This is a genomic window from Paraburkholderia sp. FW306-2-2C-D06C (assembly GCF_058781505.1).
In genome coordinates, this window is the sequence record NZ_JBYSWU010000083.1 from 1 (window position 1) to 19,114 (window position 19,114).

The following is a 19,114-nucleotide window of genomic DNA, read 5'->3' on the forward strand; positions in this document are numbered from 1 at the left end:
GGCTTTTTAATCAGCATTTCGTCATTTCGGATAGAGCGGAAGATTGATTCAACGAACTTCTAACTCAGGACACTAGTTCATCGACTCAAAGACGACGCGCTATGGCAGTCACTCGTTGTTGAGCTGACTGCCCGCGAGGGGGATTATCATGGAGACGCAAACCGGAGGTTCACATGTGCTATTCGGCTCAGATTCTGGCTGACTACCGCAAGTTCGTGCGGATGTTTGGTGCGACGATGAGCATCAAGGAATTCGCGCGCCTGTTTTTCGAGCGAGCGGAGGGCAGCAAAGCGAAAATACCGAAAGCTATGGAAGACGCGTTTTCGGAGCCTCAGTCTGATGCCGAGCACGAGGTGAAGGCTCTTATCGACCGGTTTAATGCGGAGCAGGCGACGAAGCTCGAGCAGGACCTGTTCAAGCAGCGCACTCGCTTGGCGGACGCCGAGCGTTCACTTCAAACCAAGGCGACGAAAGCCGCCGCCGAAAGCCAGCGAATAGCCACCGACAAAATCGCCTGGACCCGCGGCAAGCTTGACGACATACAGCGGACCGAGCCGGAGGCCCGCGATTCGCGCATTTTCCCTGGGCACTACGCGCCCGTGATGGTCATGGAGAGCGGACAGCGCGTCATAAAACCCATGCGCTATCAGTGCCGCATAGCGGGCAAACCGGCATCGTATGACGTCAAATTCCCCGGCACCTACAATGCTTTGAGAACGTTACTAACAGTTAGGGCCGTAAATTTCCCTTCATATCAGGCACATAAGCCAGCTAAGTCTTTTTTGGCATTTCATCGTTGACTTGTCATCTTGCAGCATTGAAAGCATCCGTGATGCAACGGGCTGCCAGGTGTCGCAGAACGGCCAGTTTGGGACATTCGACACCATCGCGTAGATCGTCAACAATCCTTACCCTTTGCCGCAGAGACTAAAGGCCGGTTCGGCGGTCACCCGTGGCAACCGCAATCGGCAGTAGAACTCCACCAACCATCAGTTCGATCAAGCCTAGGCCAGGAGCGACGAACGGACCGCCGCCAACGCTAAACACCCAGCAGTCGATGGCAACGAAAACGAATAATGCGGTTACGCATACCCACGCAGTCCGCTGCCCAGAAATTCTGACGCATACGTACAAGAGAATGTTGGGCGTGGTAATCACGAACAGGAACATCGGGAACGCGCTGGGGTGGATAAGGAGCCTGTGACGCGTTTGCGCGGTGAATTGGAGCCACAATGCGTAAAGCAGAGGCAAGACGGCCAATACCCCTGCAAGTCTGGTCGCCAAAATAGGAGCATCGGGCGGACTTGGATGGAAGGCCCCCTGTGGAGAGTGGTTGCGCATTGCAAAGTGCCTCGGATGATTTTTTTTAGGTTAGCCCTTCGAAATCGTTGACATGCGTGTTGCTTCTTTTTCGACAGCGTTTCCAAACGGTCTATTCAGCCCGACCGGCTCTGAGCCTGTGAGCGTTGCGCAAGTGTCTTGTATGGATTGACGTTCGTTTGTGCATGATCTCACGACCGACCGCAGCCGAATGTCTGCTTTCTATCATTTTGGGTGACCGATTTGGGTCGCGTGGTATCGCTCGACACCAACGGAGGTCGAGCCGCCGATGCGGTTTGCACGAGGCAGTGCACGGCCCAAGAACGGCCCTTCGATACAAGGGCCTACATCGTTGACGATCAATGCCGAGGAACGATGGTTGTATATGCGCCGCTCAAACAACTTCTGTATCCTGCGACACATACAGAACCGTAGCCCCTGAGTAGATTTTGTCGGTGCGACGGCATTTTCGGCAAATGGATAGTGATTGCGCTAGATTAGCATTGAGAGGTTAGCCTGATCTTCATAGTGGAGGGTAAATGGTACAGGCTTGGCGCACGGCTGCGCCGCTTGCAAGTATCTGCTTTTTCAGCTTGCTATTTGCAGGCTGTGGGCCTTCCGCGAATCATTTGCCTCCTCTTCTACAAGGAGCATCCGGTACGGGTGGGGGCAGTGCATGTCCGCCTGAAGGCGGGGAGGCGGTGGCACTGCCGAGGGCGGGCGGTCAACTTCGAACCTCTCCTGAACTAGATGCCCGCTTGATCGACCAATTTCCTGCCGGATCAGAGGCAGAGAAACTGGCTAAGTCACTCACAGACCAAGGATTCGAGTTGCGGGATTCTTGCAAGAACGACAAATCAATTCACGTCGCACGTTTTTTCAAAAAAGGGGTGGGGCTATTACCCTATGACACGGACGCAGGGGTCTACTGGAAAGTTGACGAGGACGATCGTATCGTTTGGACCGCAGGCTTCGTCTCTTATTCCGGCTTGTGACATCCGACCGCGGCCGAAAGAGAATTCGTCCCACTTTGCTTGTGCAGGGCATTGCAACGCATCGTATGGCCGCTTTAGCGAACGAGCAGCAGCTGCATGGGGACCTTCGATGAGAAAAATATTTTCGCTTAGATCGGACGGCGTTGTATGAGCAACCGTAGATCAAAACACACCTGGTGGTGCGTTACCAAGATTGCCGCCGCAATAATATTTTCATATCCGCTGTGCGGAGTGGCCGCGGCAGCCTGGATGTTGTTTCGCGATTTCCCATCGACAATTCGCCATCCGTGGCAGTCGTTGCTGGATGCTTCGACGATAGCCATTTGGTATGGCGTCTCAACTCCAGTGCATGGCGTTCTGCCGGAGGTTGACTCGGCTGGTCACTATCATTTTCCTGCATACCCTTTCGTCATACCCACAGCATTAGTGCTCGTATTTGTGTTGTTTCGCGGCTGGCGTTTATTTAAGGTGGGCCGCTACATGCAGCGGTAATCGCAATGTTCGTTGGATCTCGAATCAAGCGCGGACTAAAAACATCGAAACCGGTGACGATCGACGTGCGCCGAATGCATTTGTGTGGCCGCTTTCGGCAAGAGTGAGTGCCCCTTGTGGGTCGCGTACTGCCGATCGCGATTATGCGAGATTCGGGCAGTCCATGCTGGTCGCATGAAGCAGTGAACGGCCAACTGCGGTCAATCGAGCTTCTGGTGTGAGCCTCCAGAGCAGACAGTCGGGCCGGCTGCCTACTTCATCGTGTCGATGGGTGAAACGACGCCGCGTCCGCCGCGATTCAGGACATGTGTGGATATCATGGTGGTTGACACATCGCTATGGCCAAGCAGCTCCTGTACCGTATGTATGTCGAATCCCGATTCCAGCAGATGGGTGGCAAACGAATGGTGGACAGAAATCTTTTTTCCACCCTAATTGAAGTTAATTGGACATGAAGGCGTTAGTGACACTTATCCTCTGCGGCATCACATCAGTTGCGGTTGCCGAAAGCAAGGGCCTTCCGAAAGAGGTGAAGAGCTACATCTCTGAACGAAATATATGTGACCATTTTCGTGGTGAACCCATTGAAGGGAACCGCCCGGAGCAAATCGAGCGCAGGGGGTTTGTTGCAGATAGCCTGGATATTTACTGCTCTGGCACGGATAAACGCTTGGCTGCTCTGAAGAGGCGCTACAAGAATAACCGGGCGGCTATGGACAAGCTAAACCTGTACGAGGAAAGGATAGAAGGCGCGGAGTCCAATTAACACGTCGCTCAACCGGGACGTCGAAACGGCGGGACGCCCTTTAGCTCGGCGTTTGAACATCCGCTTCCGAGCAAGGCGACAGTCCCTTGTGGGTCGAAATGTGTCTGCCGAACGATCCAGCTTAGCGTGCCCATCTTTTGCAACGCGGCAGAGAACGTCCGACATCAATCAGAAAATGCTGATTCCTTCAGCTTCGTTCGTGTATCGGCACCACATGAGGGTCGCCTAGCCTAGCTCGCAGCACGGCGTTCTCAGCCAGCAAAACCTCATTGATCGACGCGATTCGACTTACATCGGAACGAAGGTTCGCGATCTCCTGGCGAAGCTCGCGGGTCTTATCGCGCTCTGTCTTGAGTTCCAGTCGCTTTGCGTCACGCTGTGCTCGGCTGCCGCGCCCCTGGGCGAGGCGGATTGCCTCAGCGATGTCTGGATAATGGTTGTGGATCAAGGAAGCAGAGACCCCAGCCTCCCTGGCAACGGAGGAGATACTAAGCTTCTCCACGTCGGTGTGCGCCCGGCCTCGCTGGATTCGGAACATCGCCAGACGCAGGTCCTTCTCTCGTTTGTCGGCTGGTTTCCGTTGTTTGCTCATACTGTCGTGGGTTCTTCCGGAGCATTGTGGCCCAGCGTCACCAGGACATCGCGGCAACGCTGCATGTCTCGACGAACCAGGTTTCGCCCGCCTTCACCGATGTCATCGCAGGCTAACACCTCGTGCAGATGGTCATGAAGCCCCCGATAGAGTGGCGCGTGCTGCGGCCCGATGACTGCGTTGTCGCAGCCGCTGCAACGCGTGCGCTCAAGGTCGTTACCGATACAATTGTTGTCCTCGGCCGTGCACCACGCATGACCATTGCTACGAATGGATGTGCTCTCTGCCAGGGACCGCACCATCTGTCGATGATCCTTGAAGATCGTCACGGCATGGCTGCCGCGCCACTTCGCAATATTTCCGCCATAGCCGCCGGCTAAGGCGGCTCCGGGTTGTAGCCAGCCGTCTACCACCTCTTCTTTGATATCGTCGAGTTCTATCTGGATATCGGCGTAAAGCGCAACCTCTTGCGAGGCGTTCAAAGCGTAACCCAAGGTCATGTCCATCGACCAGTGTTTGAAGTGAGAGCGCAAGTACCGAAGATCTCCGAAGTGACTACGAGCGGCATAGTTAGCAAACTTACGGCGAAAGTGATGGCTGGCAAGGTCCCACTGCAATCCGCAGTTCCGCGCAAATGTCTTCAACGCCTTGTTCCACATTTGACCCGACATCGTGCGCACTTGGTTGCCCTTGTTCGGCGTCATCGCTAGGAAAACCGCGTTTAGGTGAAGTTGCGCCTCGGCAATCTCCGGATCCGACGGGTTCTCGGCGACACGGGTTTCGATCTCGGCCTCGATCAGAGCTCGATAGGAGGACGACCACCGCTCCATGACCTTCAGCGCAACCGCCACAGCTTCAGGAACCATCCACTCTGTATTCCCTTCGCCTGTCTTCGTAGACTGCGAACGCATCCACCAGTAGGTATTTGTCTCGCCGTCGTTATCCACGGCTTCGTCCGTGCAATAGCAAGCCCCCCTTTGTACGAAACCAAGTTCATGGTTGCGGCACCCAGAAAGGGCCGCCGCGACGATGTAGCAGGCCGTTCGCAACTCGAGCACTGCCTTGTTGAACTCGAACATGTTTGCCCATCCTCGACTCCGTACGTAGACGGCTTCGGCAGAAGTCTTTCCACCGGCGGCACGGCGGAGTATGAGGATCTCATCACGAACATCAAGGACATCATCTGCTGCTTCAACCAACGACCACGCGCGCTGAAAGAGAGTGGTGAGCACCTCGTCAGGCATAAGCGGAGTCTTGCCTCCCCGATATCCAGTTCCGTGGCCCGTCAAGCCGGCCAAGTGAGTAGCTGACGTACCGGGCCAGGGATGCACGGGCATTGGATCGTCCGTGTACTGACTCAGCTCGTGGAGCGCCTCGACAGCGCCGAACAGGTGTCCGAGCGACGCTGCTTGCAGCGGCTTACCCGCTCTGGCGGAGCCCCGCTGCCGGTGTTGTCTGCAGAAGTCGACGAACAACGCACACACGAAGGGCGTGACATCGGCCAGTCTGGTGATGTTCAATCGTCCCAGGTGCTGCAGGAATGGTTTGGCGTCGCCAAGTAGCATTACCACCGCGCGAGACGACGGCCGCTTCTTTCCCTCGCGTCCGCGGAGCATGTAGTGCCACAAGACCGCCTTCATCGTTGCCTGCCAGCAGGTCGGTATCGGATTGAAGTCCACGTAATGTTCGGATGCCCCTTTGTTCGTGGGCAGCCCGACGAGACGCCACTTCGGGTCGCCGTATCGACTAAGGATGACGATCTGACCATTGATCTTGCGCGTCGAGATGATGGTGGTCGCGAGATTCTTGTGGGCGAGGACAGGATGGTCATCAGGCTGCTGCGCCGGTGCACGCAAGGGTACGGACTTCATGCCAGTGAGTTCAGTTCGTCAATGATGGTGGCACTTGCCCAAAAGGGATGAGGATCGAGCCGCGCCCGTTCCCTGGCTGCGTTCACCTGCTCAGGCTTGAAGAGCTTTCGGCGAAGGCCAGCCTGCACGACATCCCGCTCGATCAGGCGAGGAATGTGGGCGAGATGGCGATCCCACCGGCGCTTGTCCACGCGCGGCCGCTCGCGCAAGATGCGGAAGTAAAACGAGAACAGTCGCCACAGGTCGTCACCGGTCACCGCGTAACTTCGGCAGCGAAGACAGTTCAAAAAACTCTGGCAAATATCGCCATTTCGCTTGGGAGCATACTCGCCGGCTGTGGTGTCCGAGCATCGGCCAACCGGTGTTCGCTCAGAGGCCCCGAGCGTGTTCGTCAGCAGTTCCTCTACGAGCAAGATACCCATAAAACGCCAGTTTTTGCGGGTCTCCTCGCTGGGTCGCAAGTAATTGCGCATGGTTACGACAGGGGAATTCCCGGCTGCCGTCGCAGTGGCGACAACGTCGCCGTCCAGGATCTCGTACACTCGGTTGACGAAGGTCTTGCGCAGCCGGCTAACGTTGACCCGCATCGGATCGCCGTTATCGCCGCGCAGATCGTAAGTTTTGACCAGCTTCTTAATCGCCTCCTCGAGGGTGCCATATGTCAGTGCACTGACCCGGCGCTCACTGTCTCTGCTTCGCCGATACAGCCATATCCGATCACGAATGTCGGCCGGCGCCTCACGGCGCAAGTCAGCCGTCAGATCGACAACGCGACGTATCAGTTGTGCCACTGTGGCGCGCAGTGTTGGCATGGATTCCACGATACGATTCACGGAGCTGGAAGTCCGAAGAGCCACTTTGCTTGAGGTAAAGCCTCTGCGCTTGAACACCACCAGGAATTCGATTCCCTCCTTTGGATGAGCGCGAAGGCAGTCCGTTCGCATCTCCAACAGCGGGGTGGTGTTCCGGCCAGTATGCAAGGCCACGACCAGTAGGGCGTATGCCGCTAGCGTCGCTGAGGGTTCCTCGTCCGTTCCAAGCAGTGGTCGCACCGCCGCTCTCACGGCAAATGTGAAGGCCCTCTTCTCAGTGACAGAGAGTGGACGCGCCCCCTTGTCATGGCGGGGCGAACCTGGAAAGGGGTTCCTGGGGAAAGTGGCTTCACTGCCGCGCTCGATCACGTGAAGTAGACCCCTTCGTCCCAACGCTTGCAGGACAGACTTCATGTAGCTGTAAGCCGTTCGCTGCGAGTCTGCGGCGATCCCTTGGTCGCGCAGGAAAAGCAGATAGCTGTCTATGGTTTCGCGAGTGACGTCGTTGAGATGCATCGGTCGGCCGACTGCAGCACTGAGCATGGTCATGTGCGTCAAGAATTTCGCGAGACCTAGCGTGCAGTACCCCACCGCAGTCGTCGGCTGGACATCGGCGTCTTGCTTGTCGAGAAAGCGTTCAATCTGCCGCTGGCATGCGTATGTGAGCGGATCAATACCGAACCCATACCAGGGTGCGAAGTCGAAGGTTCGGTGTTTGGTGGTGTTCCGACCGAACTTTACTTCGGTGCAGGCCGGCGGCATCACCGCAACGATGACGATCTCTCCCTTGGCGTCGCGCTCGTAGTCCACCTGAGGCGTTGTCAGGTCAGTCTTGGTGAAGATCTTCCGCTTGCCCATTCAATTTGTCTGCCAGATCATTAAGCTCGTCGTCATATGTCAGCACGGCGTCATCCGCCAACTCGTTGACCAAGTGCAGGTACACCATCGTGGTATGCACCGATGCATGCCCGAGTTGTCGCTGTAGGAACACCAGAGGTTCGATTCGGTAGCGATCTCGCGATCGCTGAAGCGCGACTAAGGTATGAGTCGCGTAGGTATGCCGCAGCAGATGAGTCCACGCACGAACGCGAGCGCTCTCGCCAGCCTCTCTAACGATACGGTCAACACTCTTCCCATCGGCCGCGAATCGGTCGCCGAACTGGTTAAGAAATAGTGCTTTCTCGGGAAACCGGCTAAGAGACGAACGCAGGCCGCGCTCATGGATCGCATACTGGTTCAGGTCCTTCATCAGCCGACGGCCGATGTAGATCGTGCGCGGCTTGTTGCCTTTAGTCCGGATACCGTGACCATCTTCCGGGTCGAGGTGGACGCGGATGTTGCGTTCGGTTCGTCCAGCCAGGTCCGGGTCAAAGACGTAAGCGCGTGGGAAGGTCGCGAGTTCCTCTCTGCGCAGGCCAGAACCCAAGGCAAGCCGAATGAGCATGCGGTGGTGCGGGTTTGTAGCTGAAGCCAGGAGAGCCTGCACCTCCGACGAGGTGAGGTAACCGGGCAAATCTTTGTGAGCCTTCGGCATCACATCACGCACTGCCTTCGTTCCGCCGCTTCCATCAACGTGGGCGAGGAAGCCTGCGCTACGAAACACTCTCCGAGTCTCGTAGCCGAAGGGGAGGTCTTTAAGCCAACCTTTCCCGTGTGCGAACGAGTAGAATTCGCACACGTACAAGAGACGGTTGCGGACGGTGCTGCGCTTGTGACCGGCCGTTTCAAAGCAGTAGTCGCGATAGGCCGCGAGCAGCGTCTTTTGCTCCCCGCGATCGACGTCGTCCCACTCCAAATCGTGCGCCTGAAGGAAGCTGAAGTAGTCGTACAGTGCCCGTCCTACGGGTTCCCAGGATTTGCGGGAGCCGATAGAGCCACGAAGCAAGTAGTGTCGAAGGAATTCGTTGGCCTCCGTGCAACTCTCCATGCTGTCCCAAAGCAGGATCGGGAAACCTGCGTATGCCTTCCCACCGATGACGAGGTCCTTAGTAGACACGAGAAGACGCATCAGAGTTGCTTTGCCTTCAGGACCGCCACGGAGCCTCTGAAATCAAGCTGCATCAGATGCATAACCATGTCGACTGCACCTCCACCGCCCTGGTTGGTGCGCGTATCGAGGAAGCGCGGCCCTGTGCATAGGATCTCGTAGTCGCGACCACTGACATTGGCATGCCAGCGGGTCGAGCCATGGCTCTGTCTAGGCTGGAATTCCGTATCCTGCTTCAGATACTCGGACACCGCACGCAAGACGACCACCGCATCCAACTCGCGCCAACGCGCGAGCGTCGAGTTATCCACAGCCCTTCGACCCATTCGTCCCTCCCCCGGACCCCCTCCGCTACTCGTGTTGAAAACACTAACAGATATTTCTAACGGAACATAGGTTCCAGAACAATGCCCGAAGAGACAACCTGGAAGGTTTTTGGAAGCCGCTCTTCGGTTACTCGCACGGCATCCTTGTCGTCAACGCATTCTATGAAAACGTCAGCCGCGCAAAGACGGAGGGGCGTGACCTTGCCGAAGGTGAGAAAGACGAAAACGTTGTTTTAGAGTTCCGGCCGAATCCCGCGCATGACATGTTGGTCGCGTGTCTTTGGTCGCGCTGGTCGGCACCAGGCGAGCCGGACATGCTTTCATTTGCGGCAATCACAGATGAGCCGCCGCCGGAGGTTGCGGCCGCCGGTCACGACCGGTGCATTGTTCCTATAAAACCGGAGAACGTGGACGCCTGGCTCAACCCGGATGCATCAGACCTTGCGACGCAGTACGCGATACTTGATGACAGGGACCGGCCGTACTATGAGCACAGACTTGCGGCATAGCGATTGGCCAGGCGAACATCGGTGGTCGTGGCATTGGCGGCAGCGGCATCGTGATTGTCGCGTACTGACTTACTGACGCACCCCGACGAACCAAGGCGCCCGCTCTCTCTCAGGCACTTTGCATTTCAGCGCCAGGTCGCTGAACGCCTTACTTGCGCTAGACTGGCCCGAGCAACCGGAAGGAGACTTGGATGATACGCAAGACGCTCAATGCCTCGCAGCTTCAGCAGGAGGTCAACCGGCGAATCCATCGACTACAGGAAATCGTCGAGGATGGCGTGAAGATTCGTGTGCCGCGGCCGCAGTTGCAAGAGGCTGACAAGACAGGCTGCAACTGGAACATGACCCACTTCGGCAACGCGGTCGGCTTCGAGCGCGACATCGAGGGCGTGCTCAAGGCCGTGCGTGCGGAATACAACCTCAATACCGAAGTGAAAGACACCGGCAACCCGTTTGGGGATTAACCGCGAAAGACATCGATTCGTTGTTCGTTTTTGACAGCGTGGGCACGAATGATGTGCTTATCTCAAATGGTCTGCCTCGCGACGCCCCGTCGCAGATATGCCTCGCTTTGAAACCTATGCTTTCCACCAGCATCGACACGGCCGCATGTCGCTCAAAATTGCCGACAACTGACGGATGGACCTTTGGATTCAACTCTGCGCGCCATGTGCTGCCCCTGCCGGCAAGTCGGCGACTGAACCATCTCATCACGACCTTGCGCTCAATAGTGGCGTACAGGCTAGTCCAATGTCCAGCCGCGCTCAGGCATCGATGTGTTGCCACGGCGACGTTTTGTCGCTTTGCGCGAAGCGCGTGAGCCGCCTCTTTACTTCTAACAGGGCCCTGACGGGTGCATGTTGTAGCTGCCCGTCATGCAGCGCGAGAACTCGCTCGAGTGCCGGGCTGTCAGGCTGGCCGAGCTGCCAGATGTCTTCTTCCGCTCCGCGAGCCCCGCAGCGCGCCAATCCTCGTTCTGCTTCCCGGTAGATTTCCAAGTCGGTCGCCCCGAAGCCGGCCGACTGAAGGTACCAGGCAACGTAGACCACGCGGATAAGGTCGGTCAGCAGTTGGCCGTTTCCACGCCCGGCCTTCAATACCTCCAGCGCAAGATGGTGACGCAGTGATTGCGTCCGGGCCGATTGGGCCGTTTGTGGTAGCAGCAAGGCTTTAGTCGTAAACGGCCTTGCGGATGCGTGCTGGTTCGATTTTTTTCTATTCATTTTGCATAAAACAAAGTTTCCCGATTTCGGTGCGAATTTTATATGGCACTGTCCATCTAATTTTTATTTTTTATGAAAAAATTTGCGGCCAAACTCATTAAAACTCCAACTTTAAGCCTCTCCGAATAACAAATTCAGGAAGCTACGATGTTTAACATTTTGACGATGTCAATTTCATCTGAAGTTTTGTAAAATCGCGCGGAGCGCGTCTGCGCTGTTAATCAATAAGAAGAGGCGGTATGGGTGCGCAGAATACAATCACGGCAATATCCGGGGGGCTGGTTCAACAGGGCCGGCTTTTGAAGCTGGACACATCGCTGGGCAACAATGTCCTGTTGCCGCAGCGGGTTGTGGCCCGCTCTCGGCTCGGTCGCCAGTACGAATTCACAGTGGATGTCGTTTCAACATCCACGGGTATTGAACTCAAGAAGCTGATTGCACAGCCCGTCACCTTATGGCTTCAGCAGAGCAATGCATCTTATCTGCCGCACCACGGATATATTCATACCGCCCGCCGCCTCGGCTCAGATGGCGGCCTGACCAGCTATCAGATTGGCTTTTCGTCATGGATGCACTTCCTGAAATTCCGCAAGGACGCTCGCGTTTTTCAGGGCCAAACGGTCGACGAAATTCTCACCACCGTCTTCAACGGCCATCCTCAAGCTCAAGGTGCATTCCGCTTTGAACTACAAAAACCGCTGCCGCAGCGGTCGTTTTGCGTTCAATACGAAGACGACTGGAATTTCTGCCACCGGTTGATGGAGTCTGAGGGCCTGTTTGGTTATGTCGAACAGGGCGACGATGGCAAATCGCATACGCTGGTTGTCACCGACGATGTGTATTCGTTGAAGCAAAGCGAACCCGGAGTCCTGCAATTCTCTCGCGCAGGCACGAATACTTCATCTGACGCCTGGGTGCAGTGGTCAGGTTCGCGCACGCTGCATAGCTCCACGTTGTCTACGAGGACGTTCGATTACAAATCTCCGGGTGATGAGAAGTCGACCAATGTGCCCACTTTGCCGACACATGGGAATCTGCCTGCCCAGGCTGAAGTATATGAATACACCGGTGCGTACACGCATCTGACCCAGGACCGCGGCGACCATCTGTCCAAAATCCGGATGGAGGAATGGGAGTCACGGGCGAAGCGCTTTACGGCCGTCGGTGGAGTACGAACCATCGACGCCGGCAAGTGGTTCGAACTTCAAGGTCATCCCGACCATGACCGGGACGCCGAACAGCAGCGGCAGTTCGCGGTTATTGAGGCTCGCTGGTACATACAGAACAACCTGCCGGTCTCGACAACTGCCGATTTGCCGCACAGTCTCAAGGCAGAAATCGGGCAGTTGCGCACTGCGCATGCAGGCGCCGCATCGGCATTCGTTGTGGCTCACGACGATGGGACCGAAGGTTTCTATCTAGTTGAGGTCGAAACCCAGCGCCGGACAGTTCCATTCCGCAGTCCGCTTGAGCACGTCAAGCCGCTGATGACCCTCCAGACCGCTACAGTCGCCGGACCAGCCAACGCCGAGGTCTTCACGGATGAGCTGAATCGCATAAAGGTCCGGTTTCACTGGGACCGCCTGAATAGCGGTGATGAAAACGCTTCCTGCTGGGTCCGTGTGGCCTACTCCGACACGGGCGGCGCTTACGGCGGTGTTCATGTACCGCGAGTCGGTGAAGAGGTCATCGTTTCCTTCCTCGACGGTGATTGCGACCGGCCCATCGTTACCGGTAGGGTCTTCAATTCTGACAAGTCACCGCACTGGCATTCAAACGGACTGTTATCTGGGTACAAGTCGAAGGAGTACGGCGGCGCTGGATACAACCAGATGGTGATGGACGATGCAACCGGCCAGAACCGGGTCCAGTTGTATTCGACCAGTACGAACGCGCATCTGCATCTCGGCTACCTCATAGACCAGGCGGGCAACACCCGTGGGTCGTATCTGGGAAGCGGGTTTGACCTGAAGTCCGACGCTTACGGCGCCGTTCGCGCGGCTCAGGGTTTGTATGTTTCAACGCACCCTGCTACCGGCTCGTCGAGCCAGCCGCTCGATGTTCGGGACAGCCAGCAGCAACTCGTCAATTCCGAAAGCGTTATGGAGGCGTTGTCTGGCGCGAGCGAGACCCATCAGGCTGAAAGCCTTAAGGACGGACATGACTCACTGAAAGCGTTTACCGATGCAACGCAAAACAATGTCTCGGGCACATCGACGGGCGGAAGCACCGCCGGCGGCGGCACTGGCAACGCCAATGCGTTCAAGGAGCCCGTGATGCTGTTCGGGAGCCCGGCAGGCATTGCGCTGTCGACCCCACGCTCTACGCATATTGCGGCCGACGAGCATGTGAATATCGTCAGTGGCCAAAACACGCATATAGCGACAGGCAAATCTCTGGTCGCAAGCGTCGCGCAACGTATCAGCCTCTTCGTCCAGAACGCCGGCATGAAACTGTTTGCGGCGAAGGGCAAGGTTGAGATTCAGGCCCACTCAGACAACGTGGAACTGACAGCTCAGAAGACACTTCGATTGCTGTCCGCTACAGAGAAAATCGAGGCAGCAGCGAATCAGGAAATCCTGTTGACCTCCGGCGGCGCATACATTCGCATTGCGGGTGGCAACATTGAGATTCATGCGCCCGGGAATATCGACATAAAAGGCAGCCAGCATTCTTTCAACGGACCTGCCAGCACCACCTATCCTTTGCCAGCGCTGCCAGCGTCCAAATACGACGCCGCGATGCAGTACCTCTATCACGACGATGAACCGGTTCAGGGAGCGAAATACATAGCAACGCTATCTGACGGCAGTACACGCCAAGGGACACTTGACGCACAGGGGCGGATGAACCTTAAGGATGTGCCCGTGGGACCAGTCCAGGTCGAGCTTGGACCAGACGCGCGCTCATACGCGCGCAAGGACCAAACTAATAATCCAGCCTTCAAAGGCGAGCAACTGTCGGACGCAGACATCGATTCGCTGATTCAAAAGCACGGGGGAGCGTGAGAGTGAGCTGGAGCATAGAAGATTTCAAACAGACATCTCTGCAGGTTGGGCAATGGTGCTGGGGCACGATGCAGGGTGCGTTCAACGAAAAACAGACCATCAGCCAGATTATCACCGATGCTGCTATCGGAATGATTCCTCTCTTGGGCGACGTAACTGCTGTCCGTGACCTGCTAGCGGTCAGTATCGGAATGAGCGCAGACCCAAGAAAACGGCAGCAAGTGATGGAATGGGTTCTCCTGGTGATTCTTGCATTCGCTCTCATTCCAGTAGTGGGTGGAGTTATCAAGGGTGTGGGACGGCTGGCCTTGCGCGTCGCAGGAGATGTTGCCAAGGATGAGAAGCTGCTTCGCGAGGTTATCGAGTTTCTCAACCGGATGGGACATGGTGACGCTCCGAAATGGCTGAAGGCACTTGATGTGACCAGGTACCAATCGGAAATCATTTCGAAAATCAAGGATTTCTGCTCGACCATACGTCGTGCCATCCAGAAGGCCCTCGATGCACAGGTAGGTAAGCTGTTGCCAAACGAATGGCGGTTACAGCTAGAAGGAATTTCGGGCGGTTTTCAGGCCTTGCCAGAACTTGCCGACAAGATGGTTCCGCAAGCTTTGACAGAGCTCAACGCGAAGCTGAAGGTCCTTCAAAATGCAGTGTATAACGGCGAAATCCATGAGATAGCGACCGGGGGCATGCCGAAGGTCAAGCGTGAAGCGGAGGCCTATCTTGAGGAAAGGAAGGTCGCGCGGGAGATTCGAAAAGGGCGATATTGTTCTGCCGAGTGTGCCGCTGATGGTACTGAAGCGGAAGCGAGAGTAAAAGCCAAGTATGAACCCAAGATAGAGGACGGCTGGCCGAATATTCTTGAAAAGAAAGGAACGATGCCGGTGTTCGGCAAGGACCAGGTGTATCTCGACGTGGGTTCGTTTCATGGAGAAATCACCGCTGTTAAAGCGGAGCAACTGGCAGGCAAAACGCTATATCGCGCATTTGGTAAAAAGTCGGAGCTAGCTACCTACGAGAAGGGGAGCTCAGCGGGCGGACGGCAAATCGCCTACTGGGGTGTCGGTGATGCTCCAAAAAATGCGGAAGAATGGCGAACGCGCTCGGCGGTCCTCGACACGTGGAACGGGAATGGTTTTCTGGTAGTTGTGCATCTGCCCAACAACTTTGCCGAGCTCATGCCTAACGTCAAGGCGTGGCAAGGCAAGATTGCGGAGCAATATGGCACTAGGGAACCCATTCAGTACCTGGAAGGTGGAGGAGAACAGCTCGTCGCTAACTTCGGCAAATTGGCGGAAGAAATAACGACCATTGGGGAAAAACTCAAGGCGGCGGACAAAGACGTGCATCTATCGGAGGTTATTGAAGGCATCCGGGTAGACTTCTTCAAAACAAACTGGCAAGACGTCGAAAAAGTACATGGATACAGCAAAGTTGAAGAGAGTGCTGCTAACGCAGCCAGGACACGACAACTTGGCGAAGAGGAAGTGCAGAAAAAGTAGCGGGCTGGAGCAATCCAGCGACCATACTGGCAGACACTAACCTCACACGGATTAGCGACGGAAACGATGAATCAGTACGACATGAAAGATGACATCACGCGGCGCAAAGTTTTCTGGTTGCTGCAGAGGCTAACAAGCTTCACCCTTTGGCACACAAAGCGTGAAGCCTTTGCTGCGTTCGCGACGGCATACGAGACGGCAGTGAAGACCTGGCCCGCCACTCAGCCGGAGCAGATGCCGGCGGACAACCTGACGACCATTTATGAAGTCTTGGGCCTTTATGACAAAGGCTTGATTGAGCTCGCACGTGGATACCGGTTTATCTGGCGCGATGGTGAAGCATTCAACCGCGCACTCGACAGATATGACCATCTAACGAAGAACTTCTACACTGATTGGGCCTGCTGGGACCGGGGCGCACAGGTAGCACCCTACCCAGCCAAGGTCGACGTGCTCGCAAAATTGATGCGTGCTTCCGAATTTCAGATGGAGCATGCTCCCCTGGAAGTCGCGCAGTCCAATGACAACCTTGCCCAACTGCGTTCTCCAGTGCTCCTCCTCGACGTCGACCGATATAGATATCAGTTTTATGAGTTGAGCTACCCGAACTTTCCCGGCACGCTCCCCGAGTTGCCGAAGGCACCCGGCCCGATTATCTTTTCTGGCCAAGAGGTACCTTGCGACGGAATCTGGGAGCCGGTTATCGTCGAGCAGAGCAAAATGCTTGGAGTTCTTCCCATGGGTGCCAAAACGTTTTCAAACAATGGCTGCTTCAACTATCTCGTTGCGAAGACGACCGCTCCAAATCTGAAAGGCTTCGACGCGACCACTTCCCGAGCCATCGTCGACGGCACTGCCTGGCGCCTTTTGTGGGAAGACACACGATATAAGGACGGGGTAATTCCGGACGAGTCACAATATTTCCTGGACGCGAAGCCCGAAGAAACGACCGCCGAGCTGGCTGATGTTCCAGATGTCAAGACGGGAGGCATCTGTCCAGTTTCCGGAGTGTGGCGCGCGGAAAAATACGACGATTCGTCTATTCACATAGCCGCAGGAGCGGTTATGCCGGACCTGATGGTCACAGACAACCTGGGTGAGAAGAAAGTACATTGGGTGACCTGGCATCTGGTCAAGAGAATGTGACAATATTCTGGTGGCTCTCTCGGCGCTGCGCTCGTGACGCTGCGCGTCGCAGCCGCGCATCATAAGCGAGGCACCATGGCATACGATTACCTCACAAAGATTCGAATCAACCGTCCACTAACCGAAGAAGAGGTCGCACGGCGGATTGATGTCCACAAGCCAGTCGCCGATGAAGCCGCCGATGCTTACACCGTGTTTGGGATGGACGATGTCTATCTCGAGGTCTGCGATTCTTCCTACCCGCAGGTTGGCTGGGGCCTTCTCGCCTTCCTGCTTTGTTTCCCTGCATTTGTTTTCCTCACTATGGAATCCGTTCAGAGTGCGGTCGTCGATACGCCGGCCATGGTCAGGAACGGGGAACAAGGGATGTTCAGTGCCGGCATGTGGGTCTTCGTCGCGATTACGGTGCTTTGCTGCATGCTCACTGTCGCGATACTTCTGCGCGATTGCTTCAACTACAGGCACAAGGCTGTGCGCTTCAATCGCCAGACGCGCATGGTGTACGCCTTCCGGCACAACGGGCCGGGCGGCGTAATCGCGGTACCTTGGGACAAGGCGTTTTTCTACCCGCACCGGCTGACTTCCAACGGGCTGGCCGGGGGAGCGCCAACCCTGATGCGCTGCTTTGTCCTTGACGATGCCGGAAAGAAAATCGTCAACACGTTCAGCTTCGGTGCCCGTACGGTCAATGGCGCAGACGAGCCCACTCCAATTGGTAAACAGGTCCTCTATCAGGTTCAGGCCAATTTCGAGTTCATCCGGCGGTACATGGAGCAGGGCCCGGGCGCGCTACCGAAGGTCGAGCGGTATCTTCCGCGCGGCCCCTCTCTGCGCGCCTCAATGAGCGTCTGGTTCTACGGCATAGGAGCTGTCGGCAGCGCCAGCGGTGCCATGCGCGGTCTCACCATACTGCTTTCGGGGCCAATATTCCTGCTGTCGATTCTGCACTACATCGCCCAACTGACGAGCCGGGAGCCAGTATGGCCGGCCGAGGTAGAGGCCGCATGCGGCAACTCAGCGTCGACCGCAATGGCTCAAGCCTGAGGTTGCGGGTGTCTGGACGCGCTCCCGCTGTCTCGCCCGGCATCGCCTGAGTGAACTGCAAGAGCTTGCGTCGTGGCCAGGGCGAGCACGTCGAACCAACAAGAAGGCCGACCGATATACTTCGTTCGCGGAAGAACAGAAGGCCTATTACGGACTTGGAGCGTAAGCAAATGGCATGGGACGGCATGGTGTGGGTGAAATTGAATCGCCCGCTGACCGATGACGAGAAGATGCGTCAGCTCAAGGTCGACACGGTTGCAAGTGAGAAGCTGCGTGATGATTTTTCGGTGTTCTCGATGAACGACGTATTTCTCGAGAGTACGAACGCGGCATTTCAACAGCGAGGCATGTTTTCCTACGGGTTCCTCGCGGTCCTTATTGCGGGGTTGCTCGTCCTGTGGGGCGGCATCTACTGCCTGATGTATACCCCGCCGAATGTTGGGCCGACGGAGCTTGCCGTTGCGCGACTGTTTATGGGGCTGCTCGCCCTCTTCGGTCTGGGTGTGGTGCTCGCAGGGCTCTGGGGCCTGCAAAAAGAAAATTTCACCTGGAGACGTTTCCCGGTTCGCTTCAATCGACAAACACGCATGGTCTACGCCTATCGTGGCGCAGGCTCAAAAGGTGTAATCGCTGTTCCTTGGGAAAAAGCGTTTTTCTATGTCCAGCGGCGCGATAAGGACGCCGTGTCGCGGACGACAAGTTTCAATATTCGATGCCACGTCCTGGATTCGAATCAGAATGTCACCCAGTCATTCTCGATAGGAAGTCGGGTCACAACCCTGTCGGATGAATCAACGAACAACGGCAGTTCGATTGTCGCGACCCTCAATGACCAGTTCGAGTATTTGCGCCGCTACATGAACGATGGACCTGCCTCGCTCCCATACGCGGAACTTGTGCCGACGGGCGTATCGCTCACGAACTCGTACAGACTCGTGACGCGCACGGACCGGAAGGTGATTGCAGAAGGCAACGGCCCTGTGACGCTTTTGATATGGATTGTCCGGCCGTTCGCGCTACTGACCGTCCTGCTTCACTATATCGGACAAGTGACGAGCCGCGAACCAGTTTGGCCCGAAAACGTAAGCCGTGAATGTGAACGACAACCCGTTGGGCAGGCCGCGGCGCGTAGGGAAGACGTGGACGAAGCGCAGCGACTAGGGTGAACTGCTGCCGCCTGCCGAGTCTTTTCGCGAGCGGCCCCCGGAGCTTAAGAGGAATCGCTATGGCATGGGAAGGAAATATCTGGGTCAAACTTAATCGGCCCCTGACGGACGAAGAGCGGCAACGCCAGTTGCGCGTGGATGTCTCCGCCAGCGAAACGCCGAAGGATAACTTCTCTGTGTTTTCGATGAATGATGTGTTTCTCGAGAGTACGAATGCGCTTTTCGAGCAGCGAGGCATGCTCACCTATGGATGCGTATTCCTTATTCCCTTATTAGGCCTCTTTTGAATTTTGAGTGGGTAGGTTTGGCGGGTCAAGGACGGGCGTAAGCCCGGCGTAGCGAATCCTTGAGG

At 56.3% G+C, this 19,114-nt stretch carries 15 protein-coding genes and 3 pseudogenes; 11 read left to right on the forward strand and 7 right to left on the reverse strand.

Going from position 1 to position 19,114, the window contains the following annotated elements:
* Window positions 1-173 precede the first annotated feature (173 nt).
* Together AC3WLT_RS35335 and AC3WLT_RS35340 are read left to right on the forward strand one after the other, a co-directional pair.
* Window positions 174-725: pseudogene (locus AC3WLT_RS35335) on the forward strand (SOS response-associated peptidase family protein); the annotation flags it as partial.
* A 1,737-nt stretch (window positions 726-2,462) separates the two neighbouring features.
* Entirely contained in the window at window positions 2,463-2,807 is a 345-nt protein-coding gene (locus AC3WLT_RS35340; protein WP_492596226.1) for a hypothetical protein, read from the forward strand.
* Window positions 2,808-3,058: 251 nt separating this feature from the next.
* On the opposite strand, the pseudogene AC3WLT_RS35345 reads toward AC3WLT_RS35340, so the two are convergent.
* Window positions 3,059-3,220 (reverse strand): annotated as a pseudogene (locus tag AC3WLT_RS35345) (tyrosine-type recombinase/integrase); the annotation flags it as partial.
* Between the two features lie 38 nt (window positions 3,221-3,258).
* Between AC3WLT_RS35345 and AC3WLT_RS35350 the strand changes: the two are divergent.
* The gene (locus AC3WLT_RS35350; protein WP_492596227.1) at window positions 3,259-3,573 is read left to right on the forward strand and encodes a hypothetical protein; all 315 of its coding nucleotides are present in this window, start codon (window positions 3,259-3,261) and stop codon (window positions 3,571-3,573) included.
* Window positions 3,574-3,760: 187 nt separating this feature from the next.
* Here AC3WLT_RS35350 and AC3WLT_RS35355 read toward each other — a convergent pair whose 3' ends face one another.
* Genes AC3WLT_RS35355 through AC3WLT_RS35375 form a run of 5 tightly spaced genes read right to left on the reverse strand, consistent with a single transcriptional unit; the run spans window position 3,761 to window position 9,161 of the window.
* Window positions 3,761-4,165, reverse strand: coding sequence for a TetR family transcriptional regulator (locus AC3WLT_RS35355; RefSeq protein ID WP_492596228.1), 405 nt, complete (start codon window positions 4,163-4,165; stop codon window positions 3,761-3,763).
* Entirely contained in the window at window positions 4,162-6,036 is a 1,875-nt protein-coding gene (locus AC3WLT_RS35360) for a site-specific integrase (protein ID WP_492596229.1), read from the reverse strand. The genes AC3WLT_RS35355 and AC3WLT_RS35360 overlap by 4 nt, the downstream gene beginning before the upstream one ends.
* Entirely contained in the window at window positions 6,033-7,706 is a 1,674-nt protein-coding gene (locus AC3WLT_RS35365) for a hypothetical protein (RefSeq protein ID WP_492596230.1), read from the reverse strand. Before AC3WLT_RS35365 ends, AC3WLT_RS35360 begins: the two co-directional genes overlap by 4 nt.
* Window positions 7,675-8,844 carry a tyrosine-type recombinase/integrase gene (locus AC3WLT_RS35370; protein ID WP_492596231.1) on the reverse strand — a complete coding sequence of 390 codons (1,170 nt, stop codon included), beginning with the start codon at window positions 8,842-8,844 and terminating at the stop codon, window positions 7,675-7,677. The genes AC3WLT_RS35365 and AC3WLT_RS35370 overlap by 32 nt, the downstream gene beginning before the upstream one ends.
* 11 nt (window positions 8,845-8,855) lie before the next feature.
* The gene (locus AC3WLT_RS35375) at window positions 8,856-9,161 is read right to left on the reverse strand and encodes a hypothetical protein (protein ID WP_492596232.1); all 306 of its coding nucleotides are present in this window, start codon (window positions 9,159-9,161) and stop codon (window positions 8,856-8,858) included.
* A gap of 80 nt (window positions 9,162-9,241) precedes the next feature.
* On the opposite strand from AC3WLT_RS35375, the pseudogene AC3WLT_RS35380 reads away from it, so the two are divergent.
* Window positions 9,242-9,670: pseudogene (locus tag AC3WLT_RS35380) on the forward strand (SOS response-associated peptidase family protein); the annotation flags it as partial.
* A gap of 191 nt (window positions 9,671-9,861) precedes the next feature.
* On the forward strand, window positions 9,862-10,134 hold the full coding sequence (locus tag AC3WLT_RS35385) for a hypothetical protein (protein ID WP_062091079.1): 273 nt from the start codon (window positions 9,862-9,864) through the stop codon (window positions 10,132-10,134).
* Between the two features lie 300 nt (window positions 10,135-10,434).
* On the opposite strand, the gene AC3WLT_RS35390 is transcribed toward AC3WLT_RS35385, so the two are convergent.
* On the reverse strand, window positions 10,435-10,836 hold the full coding sequence (locus AC3WLT_RS35390) for a hypothetical protein (protein WP_492596233.1): 402 nt from the start codon (window positions 10,834-10,836) through the stop codon (window positions 10,435-10,437).
* Between the two features lie 296 nt (window positions 10,837-11,132).
* On the opposite strand from AC3WLT_RS35390, the gene AC3WLT_RS35395 reads away from it, so the two are divergent.
* The 6 genes from AC3WLT_RS35395 (at window position 11,133) to AC3WLT_RS35420 (ending at window position 19,049) form a co-directional block, all read left to right on the forward strand.
* Window positions 11,133-13,901, forward strand: coding sequence for a type VI secretion system Vgr family protein (locus tag AC3WLT_RS35395; RefSeq protein WP_492596234.1), 2,769 nt, complete (start codon window positions 11,133-11,135; stop codon window positions 13,899-13,901).
* A gap of 2 nt (window positions 13,902-13,903) precedes the next feature.
* Window positions 13,904-15,406: a hypothetical protein gene (locus tag AC3WLT_RS35400; protein ID WP_492596235.1), complete on the forward strand. Its 1,503-nt coding sequence runs from the start codon at window positions 13,904-13,906 to the stop codon at window positions 15,404-15,406.
* Between the two features lie 66 nt (window positions 15,407-15,472).
* A complete protein-coding gene (locus AC3WLT_RS35405) occupies window positions 15,473-16,552 on the forward strand; it encodes an Imm72 family immunity protein (protein WP_492596236.1) in 1,080 nt (359 codons plus the stop codon).
* Between the two features lie 75 nt (window positions 16,553-16,627).
* On the forward strand, window positions 16,628-17,596 hold the full coding sequence (locus AC3WLT_RS35410; RefSeq protein ID WP_492596237.1) for a DUF6708 domain-containing protein: 969 nt from the start codon (window positions 16,628-16,630) through the stop codon (window positions 17,594-17,596).
* A 170-nt stretch (window positions 17,597-17,766) separates the two neighbouring features.
* Window positions 17,767-18,762, forward strand: coding sequence for a DUF6708 domain-containing protein (locus AC3WLT_RS35415; RefSeq protein ID WP_492596238.1), 996 nt, complete (start codon window positions 17,767-17,769; stop codon window positions 18,760-18,762).
* Window positions 18,763-18,821: 59 nt separating this feature from the next.
* On the forward strand, window positions 18,822-19,049 hold the full coding sequence (locus tag AC3WLT_RS35420; protein WP_492596239.1) for a hypothetical protein: 228 nt from the start codon (window positions 18,822-18,824) through the stop codon (window positions 19,047-19,049).
* Window positions 19,050-19,114: the final 65 nt, after the last annotated feature.